Origin of the sequence: Levilactobacillus zymae, from assembly GCF_032190635.1 — a bacterium.
GTDB lineage: Bacteria > Bacillota > Bacilli > Lactobacillales > Lactobacillaceae > Levilactobacillus > Levilactobacillus zymae_A.
Map to the genome: position 1 here is coordinate 1,222,250 of NZ_JAVLAS010000001.1, position 24,248 is coordinate 1,246,497.

The window sequence follows — 24,248 nt, forward strand, 5'->3', positions numbered from 1 at the left end:
TTGACCCCGGACGGAGATATTGGTAAACTAATTTCTGTTGTCATTTACGGAAACAAACGTGATGGCAACGGCAACATCCCTTGATTAACAATTTAAAAAAAGGCTTGACGGTCGGTTGGATAATTGTTATGATAGTAACCGTTGTTGAGAATATTTATTCAATTTCTTCGCAAAACATTTAATATTTATTCAAAATAATGTTTAAAAAGTTGTTGACACGATATTATCGACATGATATACTTTAAAAGTTGTCACGAAGCAATTGCTTCTTATGACAACTTGGTAGACCTTTGAAAACTGAACATTGTTTCGACAAACCAAATATGTGTAGGGCGGTTTGGATTTAGGTTCAAACCCAAACAATATTTGCGAAGTCAATTCGCTTTAAAAATGTAACAACAATCGATGAGCTATTCGAGCTTATCATCTTTTAAGATGAGAGTTTGATCCTGGCTCAGGACGAACGCTGGCGGCATGCCTAATACATGCAAGTCGAACGAGTTCCCGTTGATTGACGTGCTTGCACTGATTTCAACATTGGAACGAGTGGCGAACTGGTGAGTAACACGTGGAAAACCTGCCCAGAAGCAGGGGATAACACTTGGAAACAGGTGCTAATACCGTATAACAACAAAAACCGCATGGTTTTTGTTTGAAAGGTGGCTTCGGCTATCACTTCTGGATGGTTCCGCGGCGCATTAGCTAGTTGGTGAGGTAAAGGCCCACCAAGGCGATGATGCGTAGCCGACCTGAGAGGGTAATCGGCCACATTGGGACTGAGACACGGCCCAGACTCCTACGGGAGGCAGCAGTAGGGAATCTTCCACAATGGACGAAAGTCTGATGGAGCAATGCCGCGTGAGTGAAGAAGGGTTTCGGCTCGTAAAACTCTGTTGTTGAAGAAGAACGGGTGTCAGAGTAACTGTTGACATCGTGACGGTATTCGACCAGAAAGCCACGGCTAACTACGTGCCAGCAGCCGCGGTAATACGTAGGTGGCAAGCGTTGTCCGGATTTATTGGGCGTAAAGCGAGCGCAGGCGGTTACTTAAGTCTGATGTGAAAGCCTTCGGCTTAACCGAAGAAGTGCATCGGAAACTGGGTAACTTGAGTGCAGAAGAGGACAGTGGAACTCCATGTGTAGCGGTGGAATGCGTAGATATATGGAAGAACACCAGTGGCGAAGGCGGCTGTCTAGTCTGTAACTGACGCTGAGGCTCGAAAGCATGGGTAGCGAACAGGATTAGATACCCTGGTAGTCCATGCCGTAAACGATGAGTGCTAAGTGTTGGAGGGTTTCCGCCCTTCAGTGCTGCAGCTAACGCATTAAGCACTCCGCCTGGGGAGTACGACCGCAAGGTTGAAACTCAAAGGAATTGACGGGGGCCCGCACAAGCGGTGGAGCATGTGGTTTAATTCGAAGCTACGCGAAGAACCTTACCAGGTCTTGACATCTTCTGCCAATCTTAGAGATAAGACGTTCCCTTCGGGGACAGAATGACAGGTGGTGCATGGTTGTCGTCAGCTCGTGTCGTGAGATGTTGGGTTAAGTCCCGCAACGAGCGCAACCCTTATTATCAGTTGCCAGCATTCAGTTGGGCACTCTGGTGAGACTGCCGGTGACAAACCGGAGGAAGGTGGGGATGACGTCAAATCATCATGCCCCTTATGACCTGGGCTACACACGTGCTACAATGGACGGTACAACGAGTTGCGAAGTCGTGAGGCCAAGCTAATCTCTTAAAGCCGTTCTCAGTTCGGATTGTAGGCTGCAACTCGCCTACATGAAGTTGGAATCGCTAGTAATCGCGGATCAGCATGCCGCGGTGAATACGTTCCCGGGCCTTGTACACACCGCCCGTCACACCATGAGAGTTTGTAACACCCAAAGCCGGTGGGGTAACCTTCGGGAGCCAGCCGTCTAAGGTGGGACAGATGATTAGGGTGAAGTCGTAACAAGGTAGCCGTAGGAGAACCTGCGGCTGGATCACCTCCTTTCTAAGGAATATACGGAGGCTACACATACTTTGTCGGAACAATGGTCAGTTTTGAGGGGTCTACCCTCAAACCTTATGTGCTTTTTTGGGCGTATAGCTCAGCTGGTTTAGAGCGCACGCCTGATAAGCGTGAGGTCGATGGTTCGAGTCCATTTATGCCCATTGACCGTAAGGTCGATATGGGGAATTAGCTCAGATGGGAGAGCACCTGCTTTGCAAGCAGGGGGTCAACGGTTCGATCCCGTTATTCTCCATTGATGCGAGAGCATCAAGTTTGTTCTTTGAAAACTAGATATTATCAATTATTTTCCTTTAATTATTAAAGATAATTAAACCGAGAACACCGCGTTTATTTTGAGTTTTTTAATTAGTTTATTCGCTAATACTCAATTAATCAGCGGTCACGAAGTGACCGTTAGGTTAAGTTATGAAGGGCGCATGGTGAATGCCTTGGTACTAGGAGCCGATGAAGGACGGGACTAACACCGATATGCTTCGGGGAGCTGTACGTAAGCTTTGATCCGGAGATTTCCGAATGGGGAAACCCAATCATCTTTACCGATGATTACAACTTGACGAATACATACTCAAGTTGAGGCAGACGTGGGGAACTGAAACATCTAAGTACCCACAGGAAGAGAAAGAAAAATCAATTCCCTAAGTAGCGGCGAGCGAACGGGGAACAGCCCAAACCATCGAGTTTGCTCGGTGGGGTTGTAGGACTGAACATTTGAGTTACCAAAGTTAAGGATAACCGAAACATCTGGGAAGGTGTGGCAGAGCGGGTGATACCCCCGTAGGTGAAATCGTTAACCCTCAGTTCAGGATCCTGAGTACGGCCAGACACGTGAAACCTGGTCGGAATCCGGGAGGACCATCTCCCAAGGCTAAATACTCCCTAGTGACCGATAGTGAACCAGTACCGTGAGGGAAAGGTGAAAAGCACCCCGGAAGGGGAGTGAAATAGTTCCTGAAACCATGTGCCTACAATTAGTTAGAGCCCGTTAATGGGTGATAGCGTGCCTTTTGTAGAATGAACCGGCGAGTTACGTTAATTTGCAAGGTTAAGGTGTTAAGACCGGAGCCGTAGCGAAAGCGAGTCTGAAACGGGCGTTTCAGTAAGTTGACGTAGACCCGAAACCAGGTGACCTACCCATGTCCAGGTTGAAGGTGCGGTAAAGCGCACTGGAGGACCGAACCCGTGTATGTTGAAAAATGCTGGGATGAGGTGTGGGTAGCGGTGAAATTCCAAACGAACTTGGAGATAGCTGGTTCTCTCCGAAATAGCTTTAGGGTTAGCCTCGGATTTAGAATCGTGGAGGTAGAGCCACTGTTTGGACTAGGGGCCCGTCATGGGTTACTGAATTCAGATAAACTCCGAATGCCACAGATTTATATCCGGGAGTCAGACGATGAGTGATAAGATCCACCGTCGAAAGGGGAACAGCCCAGACCACCAATTAAGGTCCCTAAATATGTGCTAAGTGGAAAAGGATGTGGAATTGCATAGACAGCTAGGATGTTGGCTCAGAAGCAGCCACCATTTAAAGAGTGCGTAATAGCTCACTAGCCGAGTGACTCTGCGCCGAAAATATACCGGGGCTAAGCACATTACCGAAATTGTGGACGCGACTATGTCGCGTGATAGGAGAGCGTTCTAAGGGCGACGAAGCTAGATCGCAAGGACTAGTGGAGCGCTTAGAAGTGAGAATGCCGGTATGAGTAGCGAAAGATCAGTGAGAATCTGATCCACCGAATGACTAAGGTTTCCTGGGGAAGGCTCGTCCTCCCAGGGTTAGTCGGGACCTAAGCTGAGGCCGTAAGGCGTAAGCGATGGATAACAGGTTGATATTCCTGTACTAGTTAATATTGTTTGAACGATGGAGGGACGCAGGAGGCTAAAGCAAGCGCACGATTGGAAATGTGCGTTCAAGCGTCAAGTCTGGTGATGAGTCAAATGCTTATCGCTAAGGACAAGGCGTGATGAGGACCGAATTTTAGTAGGGAAGTGCTCCATGTCACACTGCCGAGAAAAGCTTCTAGTTAGATATTAATTACCCGTACCGCAAACCGACACAGGTAGTCGAGGAGAGTATCCTAAGGTGAGCGAGTGAACTCTCGTTAAGGAACTCGGCAAAATGACCCCGTAACTTCGGGAGAAGGGGTGCTACACGCAAGTGTAGCCGCAGTGAAAAGGCCCAGGCGACTGTTTATCAAAAACACAGGTTTCTGCAAAATCGTAAGATGAAGTATAGGGGCTGACGCCTGCCCGGTGCTGGAAGGTTAAGTGGATGAGTTAGCTTCGGCGAAGCCCAGAAATGAAGCCCCAGTAAACGGCGGCCGTAACTATAACGGTCCTAAGGTAGCGAAATTCCTTGTCGGGTAAGTTCCGACCCGCACGAAAGGCGTAACGATCTGGGCACTGTCTCAACGAGAGACTCGGTGAAATTATATTACCTGTGAAGATGCAGGTTACCCGCGACAGGACGGAAAGACCCCATGGAGCTTTACTGTAGCTTGATATTGGGTGTTGACACAGCTTGTACAGGATAGGTCGGAGCCGTAGATATCGGAACGCTAGTTTCGATGGAGGCGTTGGTGGGATACGACCCTCGCTGTGTGAACACTCTAACCCGCGCCACTTATCGTGGCGGGAGACAGTGTCAGGTGGGCAGTTTGACTGGGGCGGTCGCCTCCTAAAAAGTAACGGAGGCGCCCAAAGGTTCCCTCAGAATGGTTGGAAATCATTCGACGAGTGTAAAGGCAGAAGGGAGCTTGACTGCGAGACAGACAGGTCGAGCAGGGACGAAAGTCGGGCTTAGTGATCCGGTGGTACCGTATGGAAGGGCCATCGCTCAACGGATAAAAGCTACCCTGGGGATAACAGGCTTATCTCCCCCAAGAGTCCACATCGACGGGGAGGTTTGGCACCTCGATGTCGGCTCATCGCATCCTGGGGCTGTAGTCGGTCCCAAGGGTTGGGCTGTTCGCCCATTAAAGCGGTACGCGAGCTGGGTTCAGAACGTCGTGAGACAGTTCGGTCCCTATCCGTCGCGGGCGTAGGAAATTTGAGAGGAGCTGTCCTTAGTACGAGAGGACCGGGATGGACATACCTCTGGTGTACCAGTTGTGCCGCCAGGCGCATCGCTGGGTAGCTATGTATGGATGAGATAAACGCTGAAAGCATCTAAGTGTGAAACTCGCCTCAAGATGAGATTTCCCATTCCTTTATGGAAGTAAGACCCCTGAGAGATGATCAGGTAGATAGGTTGGAAGTGGCAGCACCGTGAGGTGTGCAGCGGACCAATACTAATCGGTCGAGGACTTAACCAAGTAGTGGTGTTCTCAAAGAAAATCAATTGGTAATATCTAGTTTTGAGGGAATAAGCTCTCAATAGTGTGGTGGCGATAGCCTGAAGGATACACCTGTTCCCATGCCGAACACAGAAGTTAAGCTTCAGCACGCCGATAGTAGTTGGGGGATCGCCCCCTGCAAGGATAGGACGTTGCCACGCGATTATTCCGGCATAGCTCAGTTGGTAGAGCACCTGACTGTTAATCAGGTTGTCGACGGTTCGAGCCCGCCTGCCGGAGCTTTATAGTGGAGAGTTGTCCGAGCGGCTGAAGGAGCAGCATTGGAAATGCTGTAAACGGGTACTAACCTGTTTCGAGGGTTCGAATCCCTCACTCTCCGTTGTCAGATGTATCATCATGATTTTATCATGACCCGTTGGTCAAGTGGTTTAAGACACCGCCCTTTCACGGCGGTAACATGGGTTCGAATCCCGTACGGGTCATTTTGGAGGATTAGCTCAGTTGGGAGAGCGTCTGCCTTACAAGCAGAGGGTCACAGGTTCGAGCCCTGTATCCTCCATTGGTAACATAACTTTATTATGGTCCGTTGGTCTAGTTGGTTTAGGACGCCTGCCTGTCACGCAGGAGATCACGAGTTCGAGTCTCGTACGGACCGTTGTTATGTTATTATTAATTTAACACAACAACATTACATGAATGGTGAAATGGCTCGGTAGCTCAGTCGGTAGAGCAATGGATTGAAGCTCCATGTGTCGGCGGTTCGATTCCGTCCCGCGCCATTTATGGAGGGGTAGCGAAGTCTGGCTAAACGCGGCGGACTGTAAATCCGCTCCTTCGGGTTCGGTGGTTCGAATCCACTCCCCTCCATCATATAGGGATATAGTTTAAAGGTAGAACTACGGTCTCCAAAACCGTCGGTGTGGGTTCAATTCCTACTATCCCTGTTGTAATGTTATGGCGGTATTGGTGAAGGGGTTAACACACCGGATTGTGGTTCCGGCACGCGTGGGTTCGATTCCCACATACCGCCCTATGATTGGGGCATTTTCTGAGGATTGTTGGTCCAGTCAGATTGGATAGACGATTATGGTGGTATAGCCAAGTGGTAAGGCAGAGGTCTGCAAAACCTTCATCGTCGGTTCGAATCCGATTACCACCTTTGACTTGGGTGTATCCAATCAAATATTTTTTGCCGGAGTGGCGGAACTGGCAGACGCGCTGGACTCAAAATCCAGTGTCCGTTGAGGACGTGTGGGTTCGAACCCCACCTCCGGTATCAGAAGTAACACCTCGTCTGCAAAAGTAGCTTATGTGTGATTAACGCATAAGCTACTTTTTTTGTTATCCAAAAGAATGTCGCCTTGTCCCGCCGATGCTCACTGATAACAGATTAGGGGGCAATAAGCGAGAGAACGGCCGCACTAGGCTCAATTTAAGGTTATGAGACAGAAGTCCAAAAATACCCGATGAGCCGCTCTTAGCAGGGGTCATCGGGCATAGCTTGTTCAATAGAAACAGGTCTAACGATACTTAACAGCGGTACCGTAAGCGGCAACGGATTGCATGTCCGTCCCAATTGACCCGGAATCAAAGCGCATCATGACAACGGCATCAGCTCCCATGTCGGCGGCGTTTTGCTTTAACCGATCGACAGCAATATTGCGGGCTTCGTCTAACATCTTGGTGTAGTCCTTAATTTCACCGCCGACAACGTTCTTCAGGGACGCGCCCAGGTTGCGAATCACGTTTTTGGACTGCGTGGTTAGGCCAAATACCTCACCGAGTACCTCGTAATCGTGGCCAGGAATATGTTCGGTGGTGGTCACTAAAATAGTTACTGACATGCTAGTTCCTCCTTCAACTTAACTAACCATAATATACCGGTATTGGCTACGGAGCACAAGTTTGGCGACCAAACAAAAAGTACCAAAAGAATTTCATAAAAATTGTTATTGATAGTTTTGGTCCAATTCACATTAAACTAACTATTTATTCAATTTGCGACCGTTATCTTGAATATTCCATGAAAAATCACGATCCCTTTGCGGAAAAAACGCACAACTAGACCAGACGATTGATTAATAATCACTAGTGTTATTAGTGAATGTTATATGATATAGTCTTCAGTGGATAGCCGCTAAGGGTTACCACTGAAAGGAAGCGAACAATGAGTCGGTACGAAGATCACTTTCCTGGGCGGCAGCCCTTAACGGAACAGCAACGTCAATTATTAGAGCGTTTTTTCATGGTTAACGCGATTCAACGACGTGTTATTCAGCAATTAGAAGATGTTTTAGGCCCACTGGCTCCTTATCAACAGCAGCGGTTATTTTTCCAAGATGTCACGGGGTTAACCCATTTTCGACGTAACTTCTTTGGAACGGTAGGGCAGTTTTTGGGAGAACGAGTGAACCTGACCTATCAATTAGCGGTTGTGGAGCACGGTTCTCACCGAAAACGGACCTATACGGTTGAACACCTGGATCAGGTTCATCGGCAGCCGGTGGCACAAGGGACCGTGTTAGAGACTTTAAACTACCGGCAACTCGGTTGTAAAATACAGCGAATCTATACGGTGCAGGCCCATCATCTTTACTGGGAGAAAAATCAAATTTGGGTACACGGTCAAGAAATGGCTTGGGTGGATGGCTTAATGCACCTTCAACAGCAACTAAGTCCCCATGCCGTTTGGCTCCAACAGGGGTTCTTAGCCATTCATGACTATACGTAGTAACCCCACCAAAAAACGCAACCAGCCGGACGAATAGGTCAGGTTGGTTGCGTCAATTATTGGTGGTAGACGGGTGGGGTAACACGTTGAGTAACCGGTGATAGGCGGCCGTGATGCGGCCCCGTTGGAGATCACTCCCCGACACCGTAATCACATTATGATGATCGCCCGGAGTGGCACTGGCTCGCCAGATCCGGTTATCAATAATGTAGATAGTCTGGTTATCAACGGTTTGATCCCAGTGGTGTTCAGCTTGGATTCGTTGTCCCGGTAGATGCAAGGCGGCTGCGAGCTGTTGACAGAAATGGTCGATTAACGCAGCGTCCACGATGGCGTTGCCAGTCAGGGTGGGTTGGTACTTGCCACTGCGAATATCGCCCACCACTTTGATTTCAGGCATGTATGGGTTCCTCCATTACGAGATGATGCTTCATTCTAGCATATTTCCGTCGGAGAACTCATGTCCGAACCCCGGGCTTAGCGAAACTTTAAAGTCTGCTGGTCTGCGGTCAGAAAGGTTAAGTCCCTAACGTTATTTGAGCACCAAATAACCGACGAGCACCTGAACGACCCCGGTGATGACCAGTTGGTAGTGGCTCTTTAGATGCCGTTGTAACCACCAGTGGCCCCCAACCAACAGAATGGCCAGAACCCCGGCCCAAGAAAAGGCCAGCAACAACGTGGTCAGGGCAAAGATGGCGGGGGTGATCAAGGTCAAGCGCCAATCGAGATCTGCTAGCAAATAGTAGTTTTCGAACAGGGCGAGGTAGCTGGCAATAATCGGAAGCAAGGTGACCAAAAATTGGCTGGACAGATAGTGATTACGCAACAGAAATAAAATCACGGGCACCCCGCAAGCCGCGAGACAACTAAAAACAATCAGCCCATAGACTGATTGAAGTCCTAATTGGGGGATGTAGGTCAGCACCAAAAAAACGCATAGTAAGATCGCAAAGAGCTGAATCAGGTGCTCACTAGGGGCGGCGAGCAGTCCCAGCGTGGCCGCGGCCACTACCAGGATGGGACCGATGGTTGAGTGAAAACGGTGGCGTAAAATCAGAAAATAGCCGGCGGCCACTAAGCCCCCGTAGCCGACCAGGCAGAGTTTGACGTTCCAAGCCAGTGGGGTACCCGTAGAGGCGGTCGACCCCACCAACCACCAAAGTAAGTTTTGACAGGCGGTAAAGATGACGAGTTGTTGTACCGTCCGATTCTTGATAAAAGCCGTGAGATAGGCCATGGAATCGCTCCATTTCGACAAAGTTAAAGTTATCTTTCATCATAGTGGTTGTGGCTGGCGGGGTCAACGGTTACTCGCTAATTTTGTCCGGGACATCTTTGTCAGTCGCCGAGATTTGTGTTAAACTGCTTAAGTTATGAGTCAATTCCCGATAGGATTCACGGGTGACCGTGAAGCTGCCTTGTAACCGAACGACGTTGAGATTATCGGTCAACTCTGACGTCCACTATAGCTAGGGGGAATATTCAAGTGCAAGAAAGACATTTATTTACTTCGGAATCCGTTTCTGAAGGACATCCGGATAAGATTGCTGATCAGATCAGTGACGCGATCTTGGATGCGTTGTTAGCCCAGGACCCCGATTCACGGGTGGCCTGTGAAACGTCCGTCACCACGGGGTTAGTCTTGGTTTTTGGTGAAATCTCGACCAAAGCCTACGTCGACATCCAAAAGGTTGTTCGGCAAACCATCAAGGAAATCGGCTACACCGACGGTCAATACGGCTTTGATGGCGATAACTGTGCCGTCTTAGTGGCCATCGACGAACAGTCTCCCGACATTGCCCAAGGGGTCGATGATTCCTTGGAAACACGGGAAGGCGACGGCGATCCGCTCGATAAGATTGGGGCCGGCGATCAGGGGTTGATGTTTGGCTATGCGGTCAACGAAACGCCCGAATACATGCCGCTGCCCATCACGTTAAGTCATGCGCTGATGCGGCGAATTGCTAAGTTGCGTAAAGACGGGACAATCCCTTATCTGCGGCCGGATGCCAAGGCAGAGGTCACGGTAGAATACGACGACAACGACAAGCCGTTACGCGTCGACACGGTGGTCCTAAGTACCCAACATGATCCCGACGTGACGTTGGATCAGATTCGTCAGGACGTGATTGAACAGGTTGTGAAGGCCACGATTCCGGCCGAATTGTTGGACGAGAAAACCAAGTACTTCATCAACCCGACCGGCCGTTTCGTCATTGGTGGTCCCCAAGGGGATGCCGGGCTAACCGGTCGTAAGATTATCGTGGATACCTACGGTGGGGCTGCTCGTCACGGTGGCGGGGCCTTCTCCGGTAAGGACGCCACTAAGGTGGACCGGTCAGCTAGTTACGCCGCCCGGTACATCGCCAAGAATATCGTGGCGGCCGATTTGGCTCAAAAGTGTGAGGTTCAAATTGCCTACGCGATTGGGGTGGCGGAACCCGTTTCCGTGTCCATCGATACTTTTGGGACGGGCAAGGTGGCCGAGAGTAAGCTCGCTGCTGCCGTGCGGCAAATCTTCGACTTACGTCCAGCCGGGATTATTCAAATGCTGGATTTGAAGCGGCCCATCTACAAGCAGACGGCGGCTTACGGTCACTTTGGCCGGACCGACATTGACTTGCCATGGGAACACCTGGACAAGGTTGATGCTTTAAAGGCGGCTTTGAAGGCCGATCAAGCTTAATTCAATTAATTGGCGCTAGCCACTGATAACTTGTCGGTGGTTGGCGCTTTTTTTAATGAGCTGGTTTTCGTTTAAAAAGCGTAGATAAACCCCCTAAAATTAAAATATAATGAAAATAAGCTTGACATATCTCTCATCAATATTTAATCTAAAACACATCAATCGCAACAAAAATAACGTTGATGAAGACAGTAGCGACTTGGTTCTGGACAAGCGACTCCCGGTGGGTGCGAGGGGAGACAGATTAAAGGCGTGAAAATCACTTCGGAGTTACGCGGTGAAACGACAGTAACCGTGCTGGTGGCACCCATTATCGTGCTAGCGTATCGCCATTGGCCGTACGTGAAGTGGTGGCCCGGAACGGGTCGCAAAACAGGTGGTACCGCGCGGGAGCGTCCTGAGTAAAGGCAGAACTTTATTCAGGGCGCTTTTTGGCGTTTACCGAAATTGGAAGCGAGGATTAGGAGGGATTGTCGATGAACAAACGAGTGGCATTAAGACTAATGGGGGTGGCGGTGGCGATTAGTGGCTTAGCTGGCTGCGGGCAATCATCTTCCGCCAATCAGGAGCAAAGCAAAGCGCTAAACGTGACCATGGCTTCCGAAATGCAGACGGCTGATCCGAACAAGGCCACGGATGCCTATTCCGGTTACATGATGAAGCAAACCACAGAGGGCCTATACCGGCTGAATAATCGTGGGCAGGTCGTTGCGGGAATGGCGACGAAAGTGGTTAAACCAACTAACCAGGGCAAAACGTATACGCTGACTTTACGCCATGATGCCAAGTGGAGTAACGGGGATGCCGTCACGGCGCAAGACTTTGTGACGTCCTTTCGCCGTCAGGTTGACCCTACCACCAAGGCTCAGTACGCGAACCGCTTTGCTAGTTTTAAAAATTATGCGGCCGTGCAAAACGGGAAGAAGCAACCCTCGGCTTTAGGGGTCAAGGCCCTGGGCAAGTACAAGTTACAAATCACGTTAAGTCAGTTGAACCCCTCGTTTAACTATGAAGCGGCCACCGAATATTTACCGGTTAATCGAAAATTGGTTAAGAAGTATGGCGCCAAATACGGCACCAATTCGGATCGCGTGGCGGCGAACGGCCCGTACGTGTTGAAGAAGTGGAACGGGACCAAGACCACTTGGGAATACGTTAAGAATCCCAAATATTACGCCGCTAAGAGTGTCCGGCTCAAGCAGATTAACGTGCAGGTCGTGAAGGATTCCTCTACCGCCGAAAAACTGTTTGCCGCCGGGAAAGTTCAAGAGACGGCTATCAGTGGGAGTGCCGTTCCGGGCGTTAAAAATAATGCCAAATTGGCCAAGCAACTGCGCACGACCCTAACGACCGCGGTCTCACTGCAATACTTTAATCAGCAGAACCGACTAGGCGCCAATGCGAATTTCCGCAAGGCGGCCAATGTCGCCTTGAACCGTGAGCAGTTGACGCAAAAGGTTAATCAGGACGGGTCCAAGCCGTTATTAAACCTAGTTGCCCAGGGGGTGACAACCGATCCGAATAATGGTAATCAAGATTTTGCGGTCAGCACGGGGAATTATACCAAGCATAACGATGCGCAAGCCAAACGCCTATGGGCCAAGGCAAAAAAGGAATTGGGTGGCGGCAATCAAACCATCAATCTCCTGAGTAACGATACCGATGGCTCTAAAAACGTGGCAGAATATATCCAAAGTCAGTGGGAAAAGGACATGCCAGGGTTGAAGGTCACCATCACGGCGGTACCGTTACAACAGGAAATCAATAAGATGTTCAAACAGAACTTTGACGTGGCGATGTTCGGGTGGACCGGGGATGAACCGGATCCGACGAATAACCTGAACCTGCTGGAAAAGGGCAACTCCATCAACTTCTCGAACTATAATGATCGGCAATATAACCAGCTGATGACCCGGGCGACCCAGGAAACGAACACCAAGAAGCGAATGGCACTCCTCAAACAGGCCAATCGACGCGGGATGCAACTCGGAATCTTCAACCCCCTATATCAGCAGTCACAAGTCAATCTGGTCAGTGATAAAGTGGGCGGGATCCACTATTCAACCTATAATCTGGCCGCACAATACCGTTACGCTTACTGGAAATAATTTTTGAAAGGATGATTAGATGTCAGCTTTAACCACCGCGGTGACCGCCGCGCTAGCCGCCGACCGTGACCGGTTGGCCGCCTACCTCAAGCTCCAGACCGTTTCCGCACAGAACCGGGGGATCGCTGCCACCGTCGACTTTTTGACCCACGAATTTGAAGCGTTAGGCGCCCAAGTCCAGGTTTGGCGTGACGTAGCGGGCAGCAACCCGTTTGTCTTCGCTACCTTAGCGGCTGGCCCGCACGGTAACGCCGACCGGACATTACTGTTTTATAATCACTACGACGTACAGCCACCCGAACCTTTAGCCGAATGGCAGACCGATCCCTTTACCCTGACCGAACAAGACGGCCGTTATTATGCGCGGGGGATTGCTGATGATAAAGGAGAATTAATGCTACGGTTATCGGTCGTCAAGGCCCTGCAAGCGAGCGGTGGCTTACCCTGCAACCTGAAATTCGTGGTCGAGGGGGAAGAGGAAATTGGGAGTCGCCATATTCCTCAGATGACCCAGCAGCACGCCACCGATTTAGCCGCTGACGCTGTGGTTTGGGAAACCGGCGGTAAGGACGCCGACGAGAACTTTCAGGTGACCTGTGGTGCCAAGGGCATCCTATGTCTAGAACTTAGTGTGACCACAGCGGACAAGGACCTGCATTCCTCCTTGGGGGCCTACGCCGACAATGCGGCCTGGCGGTTGACGCAAGCGTTGGCGTCCCTACGTACCGCCGATAACCGGATCAAGGTCGCCGGGTTCTACGACGATATTCGACCGTTGAGTCCAGCCGAACAACAAGCCGTGGCCGCGATGACCTTCAATGGTGAGGTAGTCCAACGGCACTTTGGCCTCAAGCGGCCGTTCGTGACGGCTGACCCGGTGACTGAATTGGTTAACGGCACCACGATGACCATCAACGGGTTATCGAGTGGTTACGAGGGCGCAGGGGTCAAGACCGTGATTCCGAAGACCGCCACGGCCAAGGTCGATTGTCGGTTAGTGCCGGGGCAAGATCCGCAGCGTCAGGCCCAGTTGATTCGTGATCAGCTCGGCCGGAATGGGTTTGCCGACGTTCAGGTAACCTACCTACTGGGGGAAGCGCCGTTTCGTTCCGACCTGACCGCACCGTTCGTGAAAGCCGCCGTGCAAACGGCCCACGAGGTTTACGGTGACCGGGTCCGGTTGGTACCTAACATGGCTGGTACCGGGCCGCAAGCCCCCTTCTTCGCCGCTGTGCAGGCCCCCATCGTCGCGGTGGGCAGTACCTGGGCGGGCTCCGGTCCCCACGCACCTAACGAGAACGTGCGGGTCGCCGACTACCAGCAGGCGGCCTTGTATACCGCTAAGCTCCTCACGGCGTTTGGAACGGAAGCTTGATGACGATGAGTCTGGGACCAAAATCTCAGACTTTTTTCGTTTCCGAATATCTGGTGTCGAAACGTGCGCCAAAAGGCAGCTGGTTCCGCTTAACCCCGTAAGACAGACAATCCAGGCCTAGGATGATCTGCCTTACGACGTTAATGCTCGCCAGCTAACCGCCTTTTATCCCACTCTTATCTGGTGCTAACGGTAAAAATTATCAAGCAAAGGGCTTGTAATTTGAAACGGAACCCCGGATAATTAAGGACAGTTTGAAACAAACTTGGGCGGTAGGTATTTTTGACTACTGAAAAACGTTGTGGCGGGCCAACGGTAGGAGGATTTTTTTGAATGATGAGTAAGCAACACACTAACGTTGGGGTCGTCACGGGGGCCGTCTTCGTCGCGACCTTCATGTCGGCTATCGAGGGAACCATCGTGTCCACGGCCATGCCAACAATCGTTGGGGACCTACACGGGGTGGCCCTGATGAACTGGGTCTTCTCAATCTTTTTACTGACTAACGCGTTAGCCACGCCGATTTACGGTAAATTGGCCGATACGGTCGGTCGTAAGTCAATCTTTTTAGCCGGGTTATTGATCTTTATTGTGGGATCGACACTGTCCGGGTTATCCCATAGTATGGAGACCTTGATTGCCTGGCGTGCCTTGCAAGGGATCGGGGCCGGGGCGATCATGCCGGTGTCCTTTACCATCTTGGCGGATATCTATCCGGTCGAGCAACGGGCCCGGGTCATGGGCCTGAACGGGTCGGCTTGGGGGATTGCCGCCGTGGTCGCGCCATTACTGGGGGGCTTTATCGTCGACCAGTTGAGTTGGCACTGGATTTTCTTTATTAACATTCCGATTGGGATTATTACGGTGTTGTTAATCTGGTTTTTCTTGGACGACAACTTCGAGCGTAAACCATTCACCATGGATTGGGGCGGGAGTCTCTGGCTGTCCGTGGGCTTATTAGCCCTGATGCTGACGTTCCAGCTCTTGGGAAACGGGCAGCTCAGCGTCGCCTGGGTCGTCGCCGGCTTGGTGGTCACGGTGCTCGCCTTCTGGCTGTTCTTGCGCCAGGAAAAGCGCACGGCCGACCCGTTGATCCCGTTAACCTTGTTTAAGAACCGGACCTTCGTGATTCAAAATCTGATTGCCGCGTTGGTGAGTGGGTTCTTGATGGGCTTTGAAGTCTATCTCCCAACCTGGACTCAGGGCTTGTTAGGTCTCTTGGCTTCTCAGGCCGGATTTGCCATCACGCCCAGTTCGTTGATGTGGATCGTGGGCTCGTTTATCGCCGGCCGCTTAATGCTCAAGCATACACCGTACCAAATTATCAATATCAGTCTGAGCTTCATTTTGGTGGGTGGCTTATTGATGGCCTTTGTACCGATGACCACGCCATTCTGGTGCTTCTTCGTGATTGCGGCCATCTGTGGGACCGGTTTTGGGATTACCATTACCACCACGACCGTGACCGTTCAGAGCCAGGTGCCGGTCGAAGACGTCGGGGTGGCCACCTCGTTTAACACCCTTTCGCGGACGCTGGGGCAGACCATCATGATCTCCGTCTTTGGGATCATCATGAATCTGGCCATGGCTCGCGGTGTGGCAACACACAAGGGAACCAGCCTGACCATGATGAATCAGCTGATCAACCCGCAGACCGCTAAAAGTTTACCGAGTGACCTGTTGCCCACACTTCACGGCATCCTGTATCAGGGATTGCACGTCATCTTTATCGCGGCCGTAATTTTGATTGTGATTTCCTTTATGGTCAACTTTTTGGATCGGAAGGGGACCCAACGGTTAACCGGCAAACAGGGGTAATTAGTCCCGTTTTAAGAAAAGTTACGCTATAATATAGTTTAAGGTTAGCGAGATAACGAGTGGAGGCGATCAAATGTTTGAAAGTAATCATGCGCGGTATGCGAGCTACGGAACCGTAGCCGTTCTGCCGGGTGAAATGATTGATGTGGTTTGGAAGATTATCGATCAGGATCTGCAAGGCCTGTTCCCGCTAGATAACTTACTCACGTTTAAACTCCACAACCATCAAGGGCACACGACCTTTGAGTACGTGCAAACGGACGAGCAGGCCCAACAGACCTTCGGGGCCGCCTTTGATACCGACTACGCCTATAGTTCGAACCTGCCGGAGACGGTCCTGGCTTACGACGATGGGGATAGTCAAATTATCTTATTACCCTCCGAAACGAATCAGAATTAAACGATAAAAAGCCACCGATTATCGGTGGCTTTTTGGTGTCCTCAATAAAAAACAACGACCGCACTAGGCACAGTCGTTGTCCATAAAAATTACGCGTTCACGCGGATGTCCTTCAACGCATCGTCGATCTGACCTAAGACGATGTCGATGTTTCCCGGCGTTTCCAAGTCGTACTTTTGTAAGTCGATCTTGATCTTAGGACTGACGTCGTAGTCGTCGTACCAACCCTTGTAGGCCGTCCACATCTTCTTGTAGTAGGCTTCCAATTCGGGATTGTTGTCGAATTGTTCGTAATCACGGCCCCGCTTCTTGATCCGGTGGAGGATCGTGTCAAAGTCGGCGTCGGCGTAAACCAACAAATCCGGTGCCTTTTTAGGCATTTCGTCCAGCTCGTTCATCATGTTGTCCAGAAGGTTTAAGTAGACTTCCAGTTCCGTATCCGTGATGTTCCCTTCAGCGTTGTTTTCACGCGTGAAGAGGGCATCTTCGTAGATTGAGCGGTCCAGGACGTTGTTATCGTCGGCCAACGCCCGCTTGATCATACTGAACCGCTTGTTGAGAAAGTAAATCTGCAGCAAGAAGCCGTATTGCTTCGGGTTCCGGTAGTAGAGTGGTAACACTGGGTTATCACCGACCGGTTCGAAAAATGCTTGTGTGTTCAAGTGTGCGGCAATTTTGCCTGTAAGGGTCGTCTTACCGACCCCAATCATTCCTGCTGTAATTATCACCATGATAGCCCCTCTTTTATAGAAAATACAAGATATAGTGTACCACAAAAATTACCAATACCACATCTACTTGCGAGAAATTTCCGGTCCACTTTGGCGAGTTTGGGCATTGTTGTATAATGGAAGTGTTGGTAATAGTGGATTTGGAGGGATTAACAGAATGACGCAAGCAGTCGTATTTTTTGATTTAGACGGGACGCTCTTCGATAACGCCAAGAATGTGTTACCCGAAAGCATTGCCGCGATTCAGAAATTAAAAAGCCACGACGGGCTACCGGTAATTGCGACCGGTCGCAACATTTTTGAAATTCAGGACGTGTTGGACGCCACGGGAATCGATGCCGTGGTCAGCGCCAACGGTAGTTACGTTCAGTATCAGGGGCAGCGACTCTCGGCCGCGGTGATTGAGCCAACCGTGTTAACGGCGGTCACCCAGTTCGCCGCACAGCAGGGCGACCCGGTGGGCTACTTTAACAACCGGGGCTTTCGGCTGAGTCAGGCGACACCGGACACCCGGGATAATTTTCAGCTTTTGCGGCTCCACGCTGTGGTGGACCCAGACTGGTACCGTACGCAGCCCATCAACTTCTTAAACGTGTTTAACCGCGATAAGTTAAAATTGTATCAGGACCGGTTTGCCGGTCAGCTCAACTTTGTGCGCAATAACCCGCGCGCGTTGGATACCATGGTCACGGGCGTCAGCAAGCAAACCGGGATTCGAACGTTCCTACAAGCGGCTCACCTGGAAACGGCGCGGACCTATGCCTTCGGGGATGGGTTTAACGACCTGCAGATGTTTGACGAAGTGGATGTGCCAATTGCCATGGAAAACGGGGTGCCGGCGGCCAAGGCCCAAGCGGCTTACGTGACCACTACCAACCAGACGGACGGAATCGTTCGGGGACTCAAGCACTTTAACCTCATTGATTAAAGATTAAAAGTAATGAGATTCAGCGGGCCTGCATTAAGACTACTGGTTCACCCTCGGTTCTTAACCGGGTTACAATCAGATTTGTAGCCACGGTGCCGAAAATGATACTTTAAGGCCTAAAATGGCCCTTACTCCCAGTACAGGAATAAGGGCCATTTTTGCGTTCATGCTCACCAATTAAGCGGCCATGGGCCTAATTGAACGATGTGCCGTTCAGGGATTAGGCCAGGTGCTTTTCGATGTTGGCTAAGGTTACCAGTGAGGTGTCGGCGAAGACCATATCGGCAGCTCCCAGTTCGGTTGCATCACCGATTCCTAGTGAGGTCTCACCGGCGGCGTTGATGGCTTGAACCCCAGCGGCGGCGTCTTCCAAGCCCACACATTGTGCGGGATCCAGATTTAGGAGTTGGGCACCCTTGGTGTAGATCTCGGGATCCGGTTTGCCGTGCTTAAGGCTGGCTGGGTCGACGATTTCGGGGAAGTAATCGGTTAATTCCAACTTAGCCAAGACGCGCGGGGCGTTCTTGGAAGCGGAAGCCAGGGACAATAGGTAGCCCTTAGCGCGAATATCGTCGAGGAAGGCCTTCATCCCGGGAAGGATATTCGCGGGCGTCATCTTATCGACCTCGGCCACGTAGTTGGTGTTTTTCTTGGCGGCCAATGCCACTTTTTGGTCGGCCGTATAGTCGTTTTCTTTCCCGCCGGCCTTTAAGATCATCTCCAGCGAGTCCATCCGGCTAATTCCCTTCAGTCCGTCCGCTAGTTCCTTGGACCACGCCACACCTAAATAGTCAGCGAGTTGGTGCCAAGCGGTGCCGTGTAAGACGGACGTGTCGGTGATAACGCCGTCGAGGTCGAAAACGAAGCCCTTGATGTCTGCAAATTTGGTCATAATGAACACTCCTTAAAAAAAGTTAGTAGGTAAGTGTAACGGGTTGATGAGCGGTCAGCGCAACCGGTTGGTGCTTGAATTCGATGGTACTATCCTGATCTGCGGTAATCTGAATTTGATGGTGATCGATGGTGAGGTCATAGGTGACGTGACGCACGGTCTGGCGGAAACGTACAGCTTGCCAGGCTTGAGGCAAGTGCGGCGCAATTGTGACGTGGGAAGCCAAGACGTCTACGCCAGCGTAGAAACGCGTCAACATGAACGTTACGGCCCCCATTACGCCCAAGTGGACACCTTCGGCCGTGGTACCACCTTGAATGTCGTAGTAGTCGGATAAAAGGGCTTGAGAGAAAAGCTGCCAGGATTGGTCCTGATGATCGGCCATGGCGGTTAATGCCGCGTATACGATCCGCGATAGGGTGGAACCGTGGGTGGTGCGGTCCAGGTAAAATTGCAGGTTGCGACTTAAGGCTCCCTTAGGCAACGAGTACCCTAATTGGGTTAGTAGCTCCAACACTTGTGGGGCATCTAAATTATAGAAGGCCATTAACGCGTCGGCCTGCTTAGCTACCTGGTAGGCGTCGGGCGTTTTACCCTCAGCCTTTAAGATCCGGTCCATCCGGGAGATGTCACCATACTTTTTCTGGTACTTGGCAAAGTCGAGGGTGGGGAGTTTGAAGTAACCCTCAAACTGACCGATGATGCCCTGATCGTTAATATCGAGCTTAAGGTGATGGCCCACCTGGTCGAGTTGGGTCAACGTCTGGGCGGTAAAGCCGGTTCGCTGGTCCACAGCCGTGACGGCTGCTTGGGCCAATCGGTGCCGAACCTGGATGATTTGTTGGCACAGCCAGGCCACCATGAGATTGGTGTAGGCGTTATTCGCCAAGCCCGTTGTGTCGGCGTTCGGGTAGTTTTCGTGAAATTCATCGGGGCCCATGACCTGATCAATGGTGTAACGGCCCGTTTGTGGATCTAATTGGGCCTTACTGAGCCAGAATTGCACGATTTCCTGGAGCATTTCTAAGCCGTAACGCACCATGAAGTCTTGGTCTCCCGTGACGTGCACGTATAGGAGCACGTTGTAGGCAATGGCCAACGACACGTGGCGTTGCAGTGACGAGTAGTCGGGATCCCAGGTGTTGGTTAACGGGTTCAGATGGACAACCTGCGATTGCTCGTCGCCCTTAGTACCGGATTGCCAAGGGTACATAGCCCCGGCGTACCCGGCTTGTCGCGCATTTTGTTTGGCCGCGGGAAGTCGCCGATAGCGGTAAAGGAGCAGTTGGCGGGCCAGTTGAGGATCGTTTAACGCGTAGATGGGGAGATCGAACATCTCGTCCCAGAAAACGTGACCCCGGTAAGCTTCGCCGTCCAGCCCCCGGGCGTTAACCGAGGCGTCGATTTTCCCCGAGCTAATCGCCTGAACCGCCGAGAAAAGGTGGTAGAGGTTGACCCGAATCAATTTCTGAGCGGTGATATCTCCGGTGATTTGGATATCGGCTTGCCCCCAGCGCTTGGTCCAGTAAGCCGTACTGCTGTTCAGGGTGTCGGCGAAGGTGGCGAGTGGTAATTCGTGGGTGGCCGCGGTCATCAGGTTCGTGGTTGTTTCGCGGTCGGTGAAGAAGACCACGTTTTTCTCAAAGGTGTAGGTCTGATGAGGGGCTACCGTGACCGAACGCATCTGCCGCACCCGTTGTTGGGCGTGTGGCTGGGTGTCGGTCGGCGTGGCCTGAGCTTGACCGGGCCCGGTGAGCCGTGACCCGAAGACAAAGTGCACCTGTGAGGTTCTGGTCTGGCCTTCGAGGTAGATTGTTTCGGGTTGCTGAGTGGTACCGGTGATTTGAAGGTGGTGCTGATCGAAAGCGGCATACCGGTCTACGTTGCTATTGATAACGCTACCATCAATTTCGGAGTAGAGTTGAAGGCTCCCGGCGAAGTTGAGGGGGGTCACCCGATAACGAATTGCCAGACGATGCCAATCTTTGAAGTTCGCTAGTTTGGTCGTTTCAATCTGCAGGGCGTGGCCGGTGGACAGTTGGACCAGCATGGTCGTGGTCAGTGCCCCGGTGTGCAGGTCAAGGCTGCGATAGATGTCCTGAATGTCACTGGCCTTAATCTGAAAGGGCGTCTGGTGATCGACGCCAAAGGTCAGCGCCTGAGCGTTGGGGAGGTTAACCAGGTCCTCGTTAACCACTTGGCGGCCGTTGAGATTAGTGGTTAGTTGATCGTATAATCCGGCGGCGTACATACCGGGATAGTTATCGGCATCGGCGTGGGCCTCCACGTAGGCCCCCCGGACCCCAAAGAAGCCGTTTCCCACGGTTAACATGGCTTCTTGGCCGTAGTTACACTTTCCCTGATATTGGCCGTAATAGTCCAAGTGCCAGGTCAAGTAGTCGCGTTTGGTGGCCAACGCTTGGGTGAGGCCGTGTTGTTGAACGGCCTGTTGGCTCACCACGGGGATGTTAAGCATGTTGGTGATGGCTAGACCAATATCGATGCGCTGATGATTGATGCCCACCACCGTATCGGAGAAGGGGTAACTTAAGGCATTGTCGACCACGGCCGCGTCAACGGCCAGGCCCACTAACTTCACCCGAAGATTTTCGAGGTTCTCCCCGATAGTCTGCTCGGCGTTATAGGCAATGGTGAACGACCGTTGCGGATGCGTATGGTCCGCTGGGGTGTAGCTGACCTGTAGGGCGTCATCCAAAACGTGAAGTGTGATGATTTTCAAAACTGAATCGGCTTCCTTTCTGTCAATTTCGTGTGTCGCTTCACATTCAAGCTTAGACGCCACTGACGGAAATGACAATTATTTCCCCAAATCAGCTCCAAAATAATCGTAGCACAAAACCCGCCAGAGCAAAATTGCAATCGGTTGCAGAAATTGAAGAACGATTCAATTGGGGGAGCCGGCCAACCTGCTGTGGTTCAGGGAGTTAACGACGGGGGGTCACCCGGAAGATGCCGATTATCTTTATTGTAACCGCTAACAAAAAGAAACGCGTCGCAGAGCCCACTTTGCGAAGAACTTATGGTAGAATTTATCTCAACCGAGTCGTTCGATAGAAAGGAGCCGTCTCATTGAAAATATTAGCTTCCTTATTAATCATGTTGGTCCCCGCGGCCATCGTGGGCGGGACCATCTGGGCTATTTTAGGCTGGTCATTGATTGGCTGGGCCAAGTGGGCCGTGGGGTTTGGGGGACTGTTATTGAGCACCCTGGCTAGCTTCCCACTATATTGGTTTTTGTGGCGACGACCGCTTGCTGAAGACCTAGATGAGGATGACGAACATTCAACGCATTAAAAAAAGCCATTACGATAAGTCGCAATGGCCAAAGAGTAAGGTTACAACATAATTGGGGGATTATGTTGTAAAAATTTCATCTACTTTGGGGGAGTAAAATGAAATCTGTCTGTTGAATGAGGACAGAATCCTCACGCACAAGTTGGAGGTTGGTCCAAACTCATCCGCAACTCTATAGTACCGCATCTTTTTATTTTAAAACAAGGGAGATGGCAATCGTGCCGCAACCGCAACAACGGGTTAGTAATCAGAATTGGCTATGGCTGATTGGGTTGGTCATTCTAACGGGGGTGATCCAACGCCCCCTATTAGCCTTAACGACGCCTAACGGCTGGCAGCGAGTTCTGTGGAGTGGGGTTTATCTACTAGGATTTGGGGTTACCGTAGGGTTAGCCGCCTGGGTATACCAGCGGATTTCTCCACGGTGGCAACGGTTGACCCGTGCTGATTGGGGGATGATGGTCAAAGGCTACGTCTTCATTCTGGTGGTTGAGCAGGGGTTGACGTGGTTGAATCGGGTGTGGTTCCATCAGGTCAGCACGGCGAATAATCAGGCCATTGCGGCGTTGCTGAAACAGGGACTGTTAGTTCAGGTATTACTTAGTTTCACAGCAATTTGTGTGTCCCCCTTCATCGAAGAGTTCATCTTCCGGGGGATTTTGATTGACGGTTGTCTAGACGGGCTGTCGTTTTGGCCCCCCGTGGTGATCAGTGGTATCGCGTTTGCGTTGGTTCACGCCAATTCAACGGTTGCCAGTTGGCTGATTTACGCCGTCATGGGTGGGACCTTCGCCTACATCTACCGTAAGACCGGTAAGTTACAGAGCACCATTATTTTACATGGTCTGAATAACTTACTGGCGATGGGCATCCTGTTGTGGGGCCTCTATGTCTGACCGAACAAGTTGAATGAAACGAAAAAAGTGCCAACCAACTAATGGTGGGCACTTTTTTGATGTGTAAGCTATTTTTGTAGGTTAACCTGTTTATCGATCAGACGTTGGTGACTAACCTGATCTAGTTGGGCTTTGACGGTCACTAAGTCGGTCATTAACGTTTCGATTTCTTCGTCCGACATTCCCAAGAGGGTTTGGCATTGGCCGATACGTTGATAAACTTCATCGCGTTTGGCCGTGGCCATTGCCGTTAAATGAATCAAAACCTGGCGTTCATCGGTGCGACTCCGCACCCGTGTCACCCAACCTTGCTTTTCTAACCGCTTCAGCAGTGGGGTTAACGTCCCACTATCAAGTTCTAACCGTTGGCCTAACTGGTGGACCGTTAAGGGTGCATCTTCCCAAAGAGCTAACAACGCAATGTATTGCGGGTAGGTTAACTTAAAGGGTGCTAAGGCACTTTGATAGAAGTGATTGAACTTCTTGCTGGCAGAGTAGAGGGAGAAACAAAGTTGTTCGTCCAGTAATACCGGGGTAACTTCAGACATGTCCGCGGCCTCGTTTCTTTATCTCAAATAGTATTGTATACAATTTAATTGTCATTAGCAAGTAGAAAAACTCGCTAGGGTTCACTTGCCAAGACCACATCATGACAAAACTGTAACATCATGATAATTATATAGCAGACCCATCGACCAGTTCAATGATAATTAGGTAAATTATCATTTTTCCCCAAAAATCGTCACCCCATTCACTAATAGGGAAGATTGATTGGTCAAAGGGGACTTTGGTGGGGAAACTTACTAATTGCGCAAGTTTACCAGAATGGGGTCAAAAAAGAAACACTTATGACGCAAAAATTCAACCGGTTGTCTTTAAAGTTGCGCTAAGTCCCTCATGGCTGGGGACCTGTGCTCAACGGAACTAACAGTAAACGGTGGTATTTCCCCGTGCTAACCATTAATACGTTGATTAACGACCGGGAGAAGTTACCAAATTTCGACAGTAAAGCAAAGTAAAGTGACGAATTGACAGATTTAGCCAGGTTGACCTA

General features: G+C 50.8%; 16 protein-coding genes, 13 tRNA genes, 3 rRNA genes, 1 riboswitch and 1 other annotated feature. Of the genes, 25 read left to right on the forward strand and 7 right to left on the reverse strand.

What is annotated here, in order from left to right; translation table 11 throughout:
• Window positions 1-431: 431 nt before the first annotated feature.
• The 16 genes from RI501_RS05510 (at window position 432) to RI501_RS05585 (ending at window position 6,587) form a co-directional block, all read left to right on the forward strand.
• Window positions 432-1,997, forward strand: a 16S ribosomal RNA gene (locus RI501_RS05510).
• 86 nt (window positions 1,998-2,083) lie between these two features.
• Window positions 2,084-2,158, forward strand: a tRNA-Ile gene (locus tag RI501_RS05515).
• 19 nt (window positions 2,159-2,177) lie between these two features.
• A tRNA-Ala gene (locus RI501_RS05520) sits at window positions 2,178-2,250 on the forward strand.
• 164 nt (window positions 2,251-2,414) lie between these two features.
• Window positions 2,415-5,329, forward strand: a 23S ribosomal RNA gene (locus tag RI501_RS05525).
• A gap of 65 nt (window positions 5,330-5,394) precedes the next feature.
• A 5S ribosomal RNA gene (gene rrf, locus RI501_RS05530) occupies window positions 5,395-5,511 on the forward strand.
• The 16S, 23S and 5S rRNA genes sit together here with 13 tRNA genes alongside, the layout of an rRNA operon.
• Before the next feature lie 6 nt (window positions 5,512-5,517).
• Window positions 5,518-5,590, forward strand: a tRNA-Asn gene (locus RI501_RS05535).
• A gap of 9 nt (window positions 5,591-5,599) precedes the next feature.
• Window positions 5,600-5,690: transfer RNA gene (locus RI501_RS05540), tRNA-Ser, on the forward strand.
• A gap of 30 nt (window positions 5,691-5,720) precedes the next feature.
• A tRNA-Glu gene (locus RI501_RS05545) sits at window positions 5,721-5,793 on the forward strand.
• 4 nt (window positions 5,794-5,797) lie between these two features.
• A tRNA-Val gene (locus RI501_RS05550) sits at window positions 5,798-5,870 on the forward strand.
• A gap of 21 nt (window positions 5,871-5,891) precedes the next feature.
• A tRNA-Asp gene (locus RI501_RS05555) sits at window positions 5,892-5,966 on the forward strand.
• Between the two features lie 51 nt (window positions 5,967-6,017).
• Window positions 6,018-6,090: transfer RNA gene (locus tag RI501_RS05560), tRNA-Phe, on the forward strand.
• Window positions 6,091-6,095: 5 nt separating this feature from the next.
• Window positions 6,096-6,178, forward strand: a tRNA-Tyr gene (locus RI501_RS05565).
• Between the two features lie 6 nt (window positions 6,179-6,184).
• Window positions 6,185-6,255, forward strand: a tRNA-Trp gene (locus RI501_RS05570).
• Window positions 6,256-6,268: 13 nt separating this feature from the next.
• A tRNA-His gene (locus RI501_RS05575) sits at window positions 6,269-6,341 on the forward strand.
• Window positions 6,342-6,399: 58 nt separating this feature from the next.
• Window positions 6,400-6,470, forward strand: a tRNA-Cys gene (locus RI501_RS05580).
• A 32-nt stretch (window positions 6,471-6,502) separates the two neighbouring features.
• Window positions 6,503-6,587, forward strand: a tRNA-Leu gene (locus tag RI501_RS05585).
• A gap of 244 nt (window positions 6,588-6,831) precedes the next feature.
• Here RI501_RS05585 and RI501_RS05590 read toward each other — a convergent pair.
• Complete coding sequence (locus RI501_RS05590) at window positions 6,832-7,155, reverse strand: heavy metal-binding domain-containing protein (RefSeq protein ID WP_313820711.1); 324 nt, start codon at window positions 7,153-7,155, stop codon at window positions 6,832-6,834.
• Window positions 7,156-7,478: 323 nt separating this feature from the next.
• Between RI501_RS05590 and RI501_RS05595 the strand changes: the two genes are divergently transcribed.
• Window positions 7,479-8,042: a hypothetical protein gene (locus RI501_RS05595; RefSeq protein WP_313820712.1), complete on the forward strand. Its 564-nt coding sequence runs from the start codon at window positions 7,479-7,481 to the stop codon at window positions 8,040-8,042.
• A 52-nt stretch (window positions 8,043-8,094) separates the two neighbouring features.
• Here RI501_RS05595 and RI501_RS05600 read toward each other — a convergent pair whose 3' ends face one another.
• Together RI501_RS05600 and RI501_RS05605 are read right to left on the reverse strand one after the other, a co-directional pair.
• Window positions 8,095-8,442: a hypothetical protein gene (locus RI501_RS05600; protein ID WP_313820713.1), complete on the reverse strand. Its 348-nt coding sequence runs from the start codon at window positions 8,440-8,442 to the stop codon at window positions 8,095-8,097.
• 132 nt (window positions 8,443-8,574) lie between these two features.
• On the reverse strand, window positions 8,575-9,282 hold the full coding sequence (locus RI501_RS05605) for a hypothetical protein (RefSeq protein ID WP_313820714.1): 708 nt from the start codon (window positions 9,280-9,282) through the stop codon (window positions 8,575-8,577).
• A 129-nt stretch (window positions 9,283-9,411) separates the two neighbouring features.
• Window positions 9,412-9,534: riboswitch (SMK box riboswitch) on the forward strand.
• Between RI501_RS05605 and metK the strand changes: the two genes are divergently transcribed.
• The 5 genes from metK to RI501_RS05630 all read left to right on the forward strand — a co-directional run bounded on the left by metK (window position 9,532) and on the right by RI501_RS05630 (window position 16,432).
• Window positions 9,532-10,731, forward strand: coding sequence for a methionine adenosyltransferase (metK, locus tag RI501_RS05610; protein WP_313820715.1), 1,200 nt, complete (start codon window positions 9,532-9,534; stop codon window positions 10,729-10,731). It overlaps the preceding riboswitch by 3 nt.
• 170 nt (window positions 10,732-10,901) lie before the next feature.
• Window positions 10,902-11,134, forward strand: a binding site (T-box leader).
• Window positions 11,135-11,207: 73 nt separating this feature from the next.
• Complete coding sequence (locus RI501_RS05615; protein ID WP_313820716.1) at window positions 11,208-12,839, forward strand: peptide ABC transporter substrate-binding protein; 1,632 nt, start codon at window positions 11,208-11,210, stop codon at window positions 12,837-12,839.
• Between the two features lie 19 nt (window positions 12,840-12,858).
• Complete coding sequence (locus tag RI501_RS05620) at window positions 12,859-14,214, forward strand: M20/M25/M40 family metallo-hydrolase (protein WP_313820717.1); 1,356 nt, start codon at window positions 12,859-12,861, stop codon at window positions 14,212-14,214.
• 336 nt (window positions 14,215-14,550) lie between these two features.
• Window positions 14,551-16,032: an MDR family MFS transporter gene (locus tag RI501_RS05625; protein WP_313823154.1), complete on the forward strand. Its 1,482-nt coding sequence runs from the start codon at window positions 14,551-14,553 to the stop codon at window positions 16,030-16,032.
• A 73-nt stretch (window positions 16,033-16,105) separates the two neighbouring features.
• Complete coding sequence (locus RI501_RS05630) at window positions 16,106-16,432, forward strand: DUF960 domain-containing protein (protein ID WP_057734418.1); 327 nt, start codon at window positions 16,106-16,108, stop codon at window positions 16,430-16,432.
• Window positions 16,433-16,521: 89 nt separating this feature from the next.
• Here the strand turns inward: RI501_RS05630 and RI501_RS05635 are convergent, their stop codons facing one another.
• Window positions 16,522-17,163: a deoxynucleoside kinase gene (locus RI501_RS05635; RefSeq protein ID WP_313820718.1), complete on the reverse strand. Its 642-nt coding sequence runs from the start codon at window positions 17,161-17,163 to the stop codon at window positions 16,522-16,524.
• Window positions 17,164-17,320: 157 nt separating this feature from the next.
• Between RI501_RS05635 and RI501_RS05640 the strand changes: the two genes are divergently transcribed.
• Complete coding sequence (locus tag RI501_RS05640; RefSeq protein ID WP_313820719.1) at window positions 17,321-18,091, forward strand: Cof-type HAD-IIB family hydrolase; 771 nt, start codon at window positions 17,321-17,323, stop codon at window positions 18,089-18,091.
• Between the two features lie 220 nt (window positions 18,092-18,311).
• Here RI501_RS05640 and pgmB read toward each other — a convergent pair whose 3' ends face one another.
• Window positions 18,312-18,983 carry a beta-phosphoglucomutase gene (gene pgmB, locus RI501_RS05645; RefSeq protein ID WP_313820720.1) on the reverse strand — a complete coding sequence of 224 codons (672 nt, stop codon included), beginning with the start codon at window positions 18,981-18,983 and terminating at the stop codon, window positions 18,312-18,314.
• A gap of 22 nt (window positions 18,984-19,005) precedes the next feature.
• Window positions 19,006-21,723 carry a glycoside hydrolase family 65 protein gene (locus RI501_RS05650; protein ID WP_313820721.1) on the reverse strand — a complete coding sequence of 906 codons (2,718 nt, stop codon included), beginning with the start codon at window positions 21,721-21,723 and terminating at the stop codon, window positions 19,006-19,008.
• A gap of 350 nt (window positions 21,724-22,073) precedes the next feature.
• On the opposite strand from RI501_RS05650, the gene RI501_RS05655 reads away from it, so the two are divergent.
• On the forward strand, window positions 22,074-22,298 hold the full coding sequence (locus RI501_RS05655) for a hypothetical protein (RefSeq protein WP_313820722.1): 225 nt from the start codon (window positions 22,074-22,076) through the stop codon (window positions 22,296-22,298).
• Between the two features lie 218 nt (window positions 22,299-22,516).
• Window positions 22,517-23,194 carry a CPBP family intramembrane glutamic endopeptidase gene (locus RI501_RS05660; RefSeq protein ID WP_313820723.1) on the forward strand — a complete coding sequence of 226 codons (678 nt, stop codon included), beginning with the start codon at window positions 22,517-22,519 and terminating at the stop codon, window positions 23,192-23,194.
• A 68-nt stretch (window positions 23,195-23,262) separates the two neighbouring features.
• On the opposite strand, the gene RI501_RS05665 is transcribed toward RI501_RS05660, so the two are convergent.
• Entirely contained in the window at window positions 23,263-23,742 is a 480-nt protein-coding gene (locus tag RI501_RS05665; RefSeq protein ID WP_313820724.1) for a MarR family winged helix-turn-helix transcriptional regulator, read from the reverse strand.
• Window positions 23,743-24,248: the final 506 nt, after the last annotated feature.

What these genes read in the sequence shown, in the direction of transcription:
- pgmB (WP_313820720.1), bottom strand. Translation starts at nt 18,983, where the DNA reads ATGACCAAATTTGCAGACATCAAGGGCTTCGTTTTCGACCTCGACGGC.
- RI501_RS05590 (WP_313820711.1), bottom strand. Translation starts at nt 7,155, where the DNA reads ATGTCAGTAACTATTTTAGTGACCACCACCGAACATATTCCTGGCCAC.
- RI501_RS05620 (WP_313820717.1), top strand. Translation starts at nt 12,859, where the DNA reads ATGTCAGCTTTAACCACCGCGGTGACCGCCGCGCTAGCCGCCGACCGT.
- RI501_RS05595 (WP_313820712.1), top strand. Translation starts at nt 7,479, where the DNA reads ATGAGTCGGTACGAAGATCACTTTCCTGGGCGGCAGCCCTTAACGGAA.
- RI501_RS05605 (WP_313820714.1), bottom strand. Translation starts at nt 9,282, where the DNA reads ATGGCCTATCTCACGGCTTTTATCAAGAATCGGACGGTACAACAACTC.
- RI501_RS05615 (WP_313820716.1), top strand. Translation starts at nt 11,208, where the DNA reads ATGAACAAACGAGTGGCATTAAGACTAATGGGGGTGGCGGTGGCGATT.
- RI501_RS05630 (WP_057734418.1), top strand. Translation starts at nt 16,106, where the DNA reads ATGTTTGAAAGTAATCATGCGCGGTATGCGAGCTACGGAACCGTAGCC.
- RI501_RS05635 (WP_313820718.1), bottom strand. Translation starts at nt 17,163, where the DNA reads ATGGTGATAATTACAGCAGGAATGATTGGGGTCGGTAAGACGACCCTT.
- RI501_RS05625 (WP_313823154.1), top strand. Translation starts at nt 14,551, where the DNA reads ATGAGTAAGCAACACACTAACGTTGGGGTCGTCACGGGGGCCGTCTTC.
- RI501_RS05600 (WP_313820713.1), bottom strand. Translation starts at nt 8,442, where the DNA reads ATGCCTGAAATCAAAGTGGTGGGCGATATTCGCAGTGGCAAGTACCAA.
- RI501_RS05640 (WP_313820719.1), top strand. Translation starts at nt 17,321, where the DNA reads ATGACGCAAGCAGTCGTATTTTTTGATTTAGACGGGACGCTCTTCGAT.
- RI501_RS05665 (WP_313820724.1), bottom strand. Translation starts at nt 23,742, where the DNA reads ATGTCTGAAGTTACCCCGGTATTACTGGACGAACAACTTTGTTTCTCC.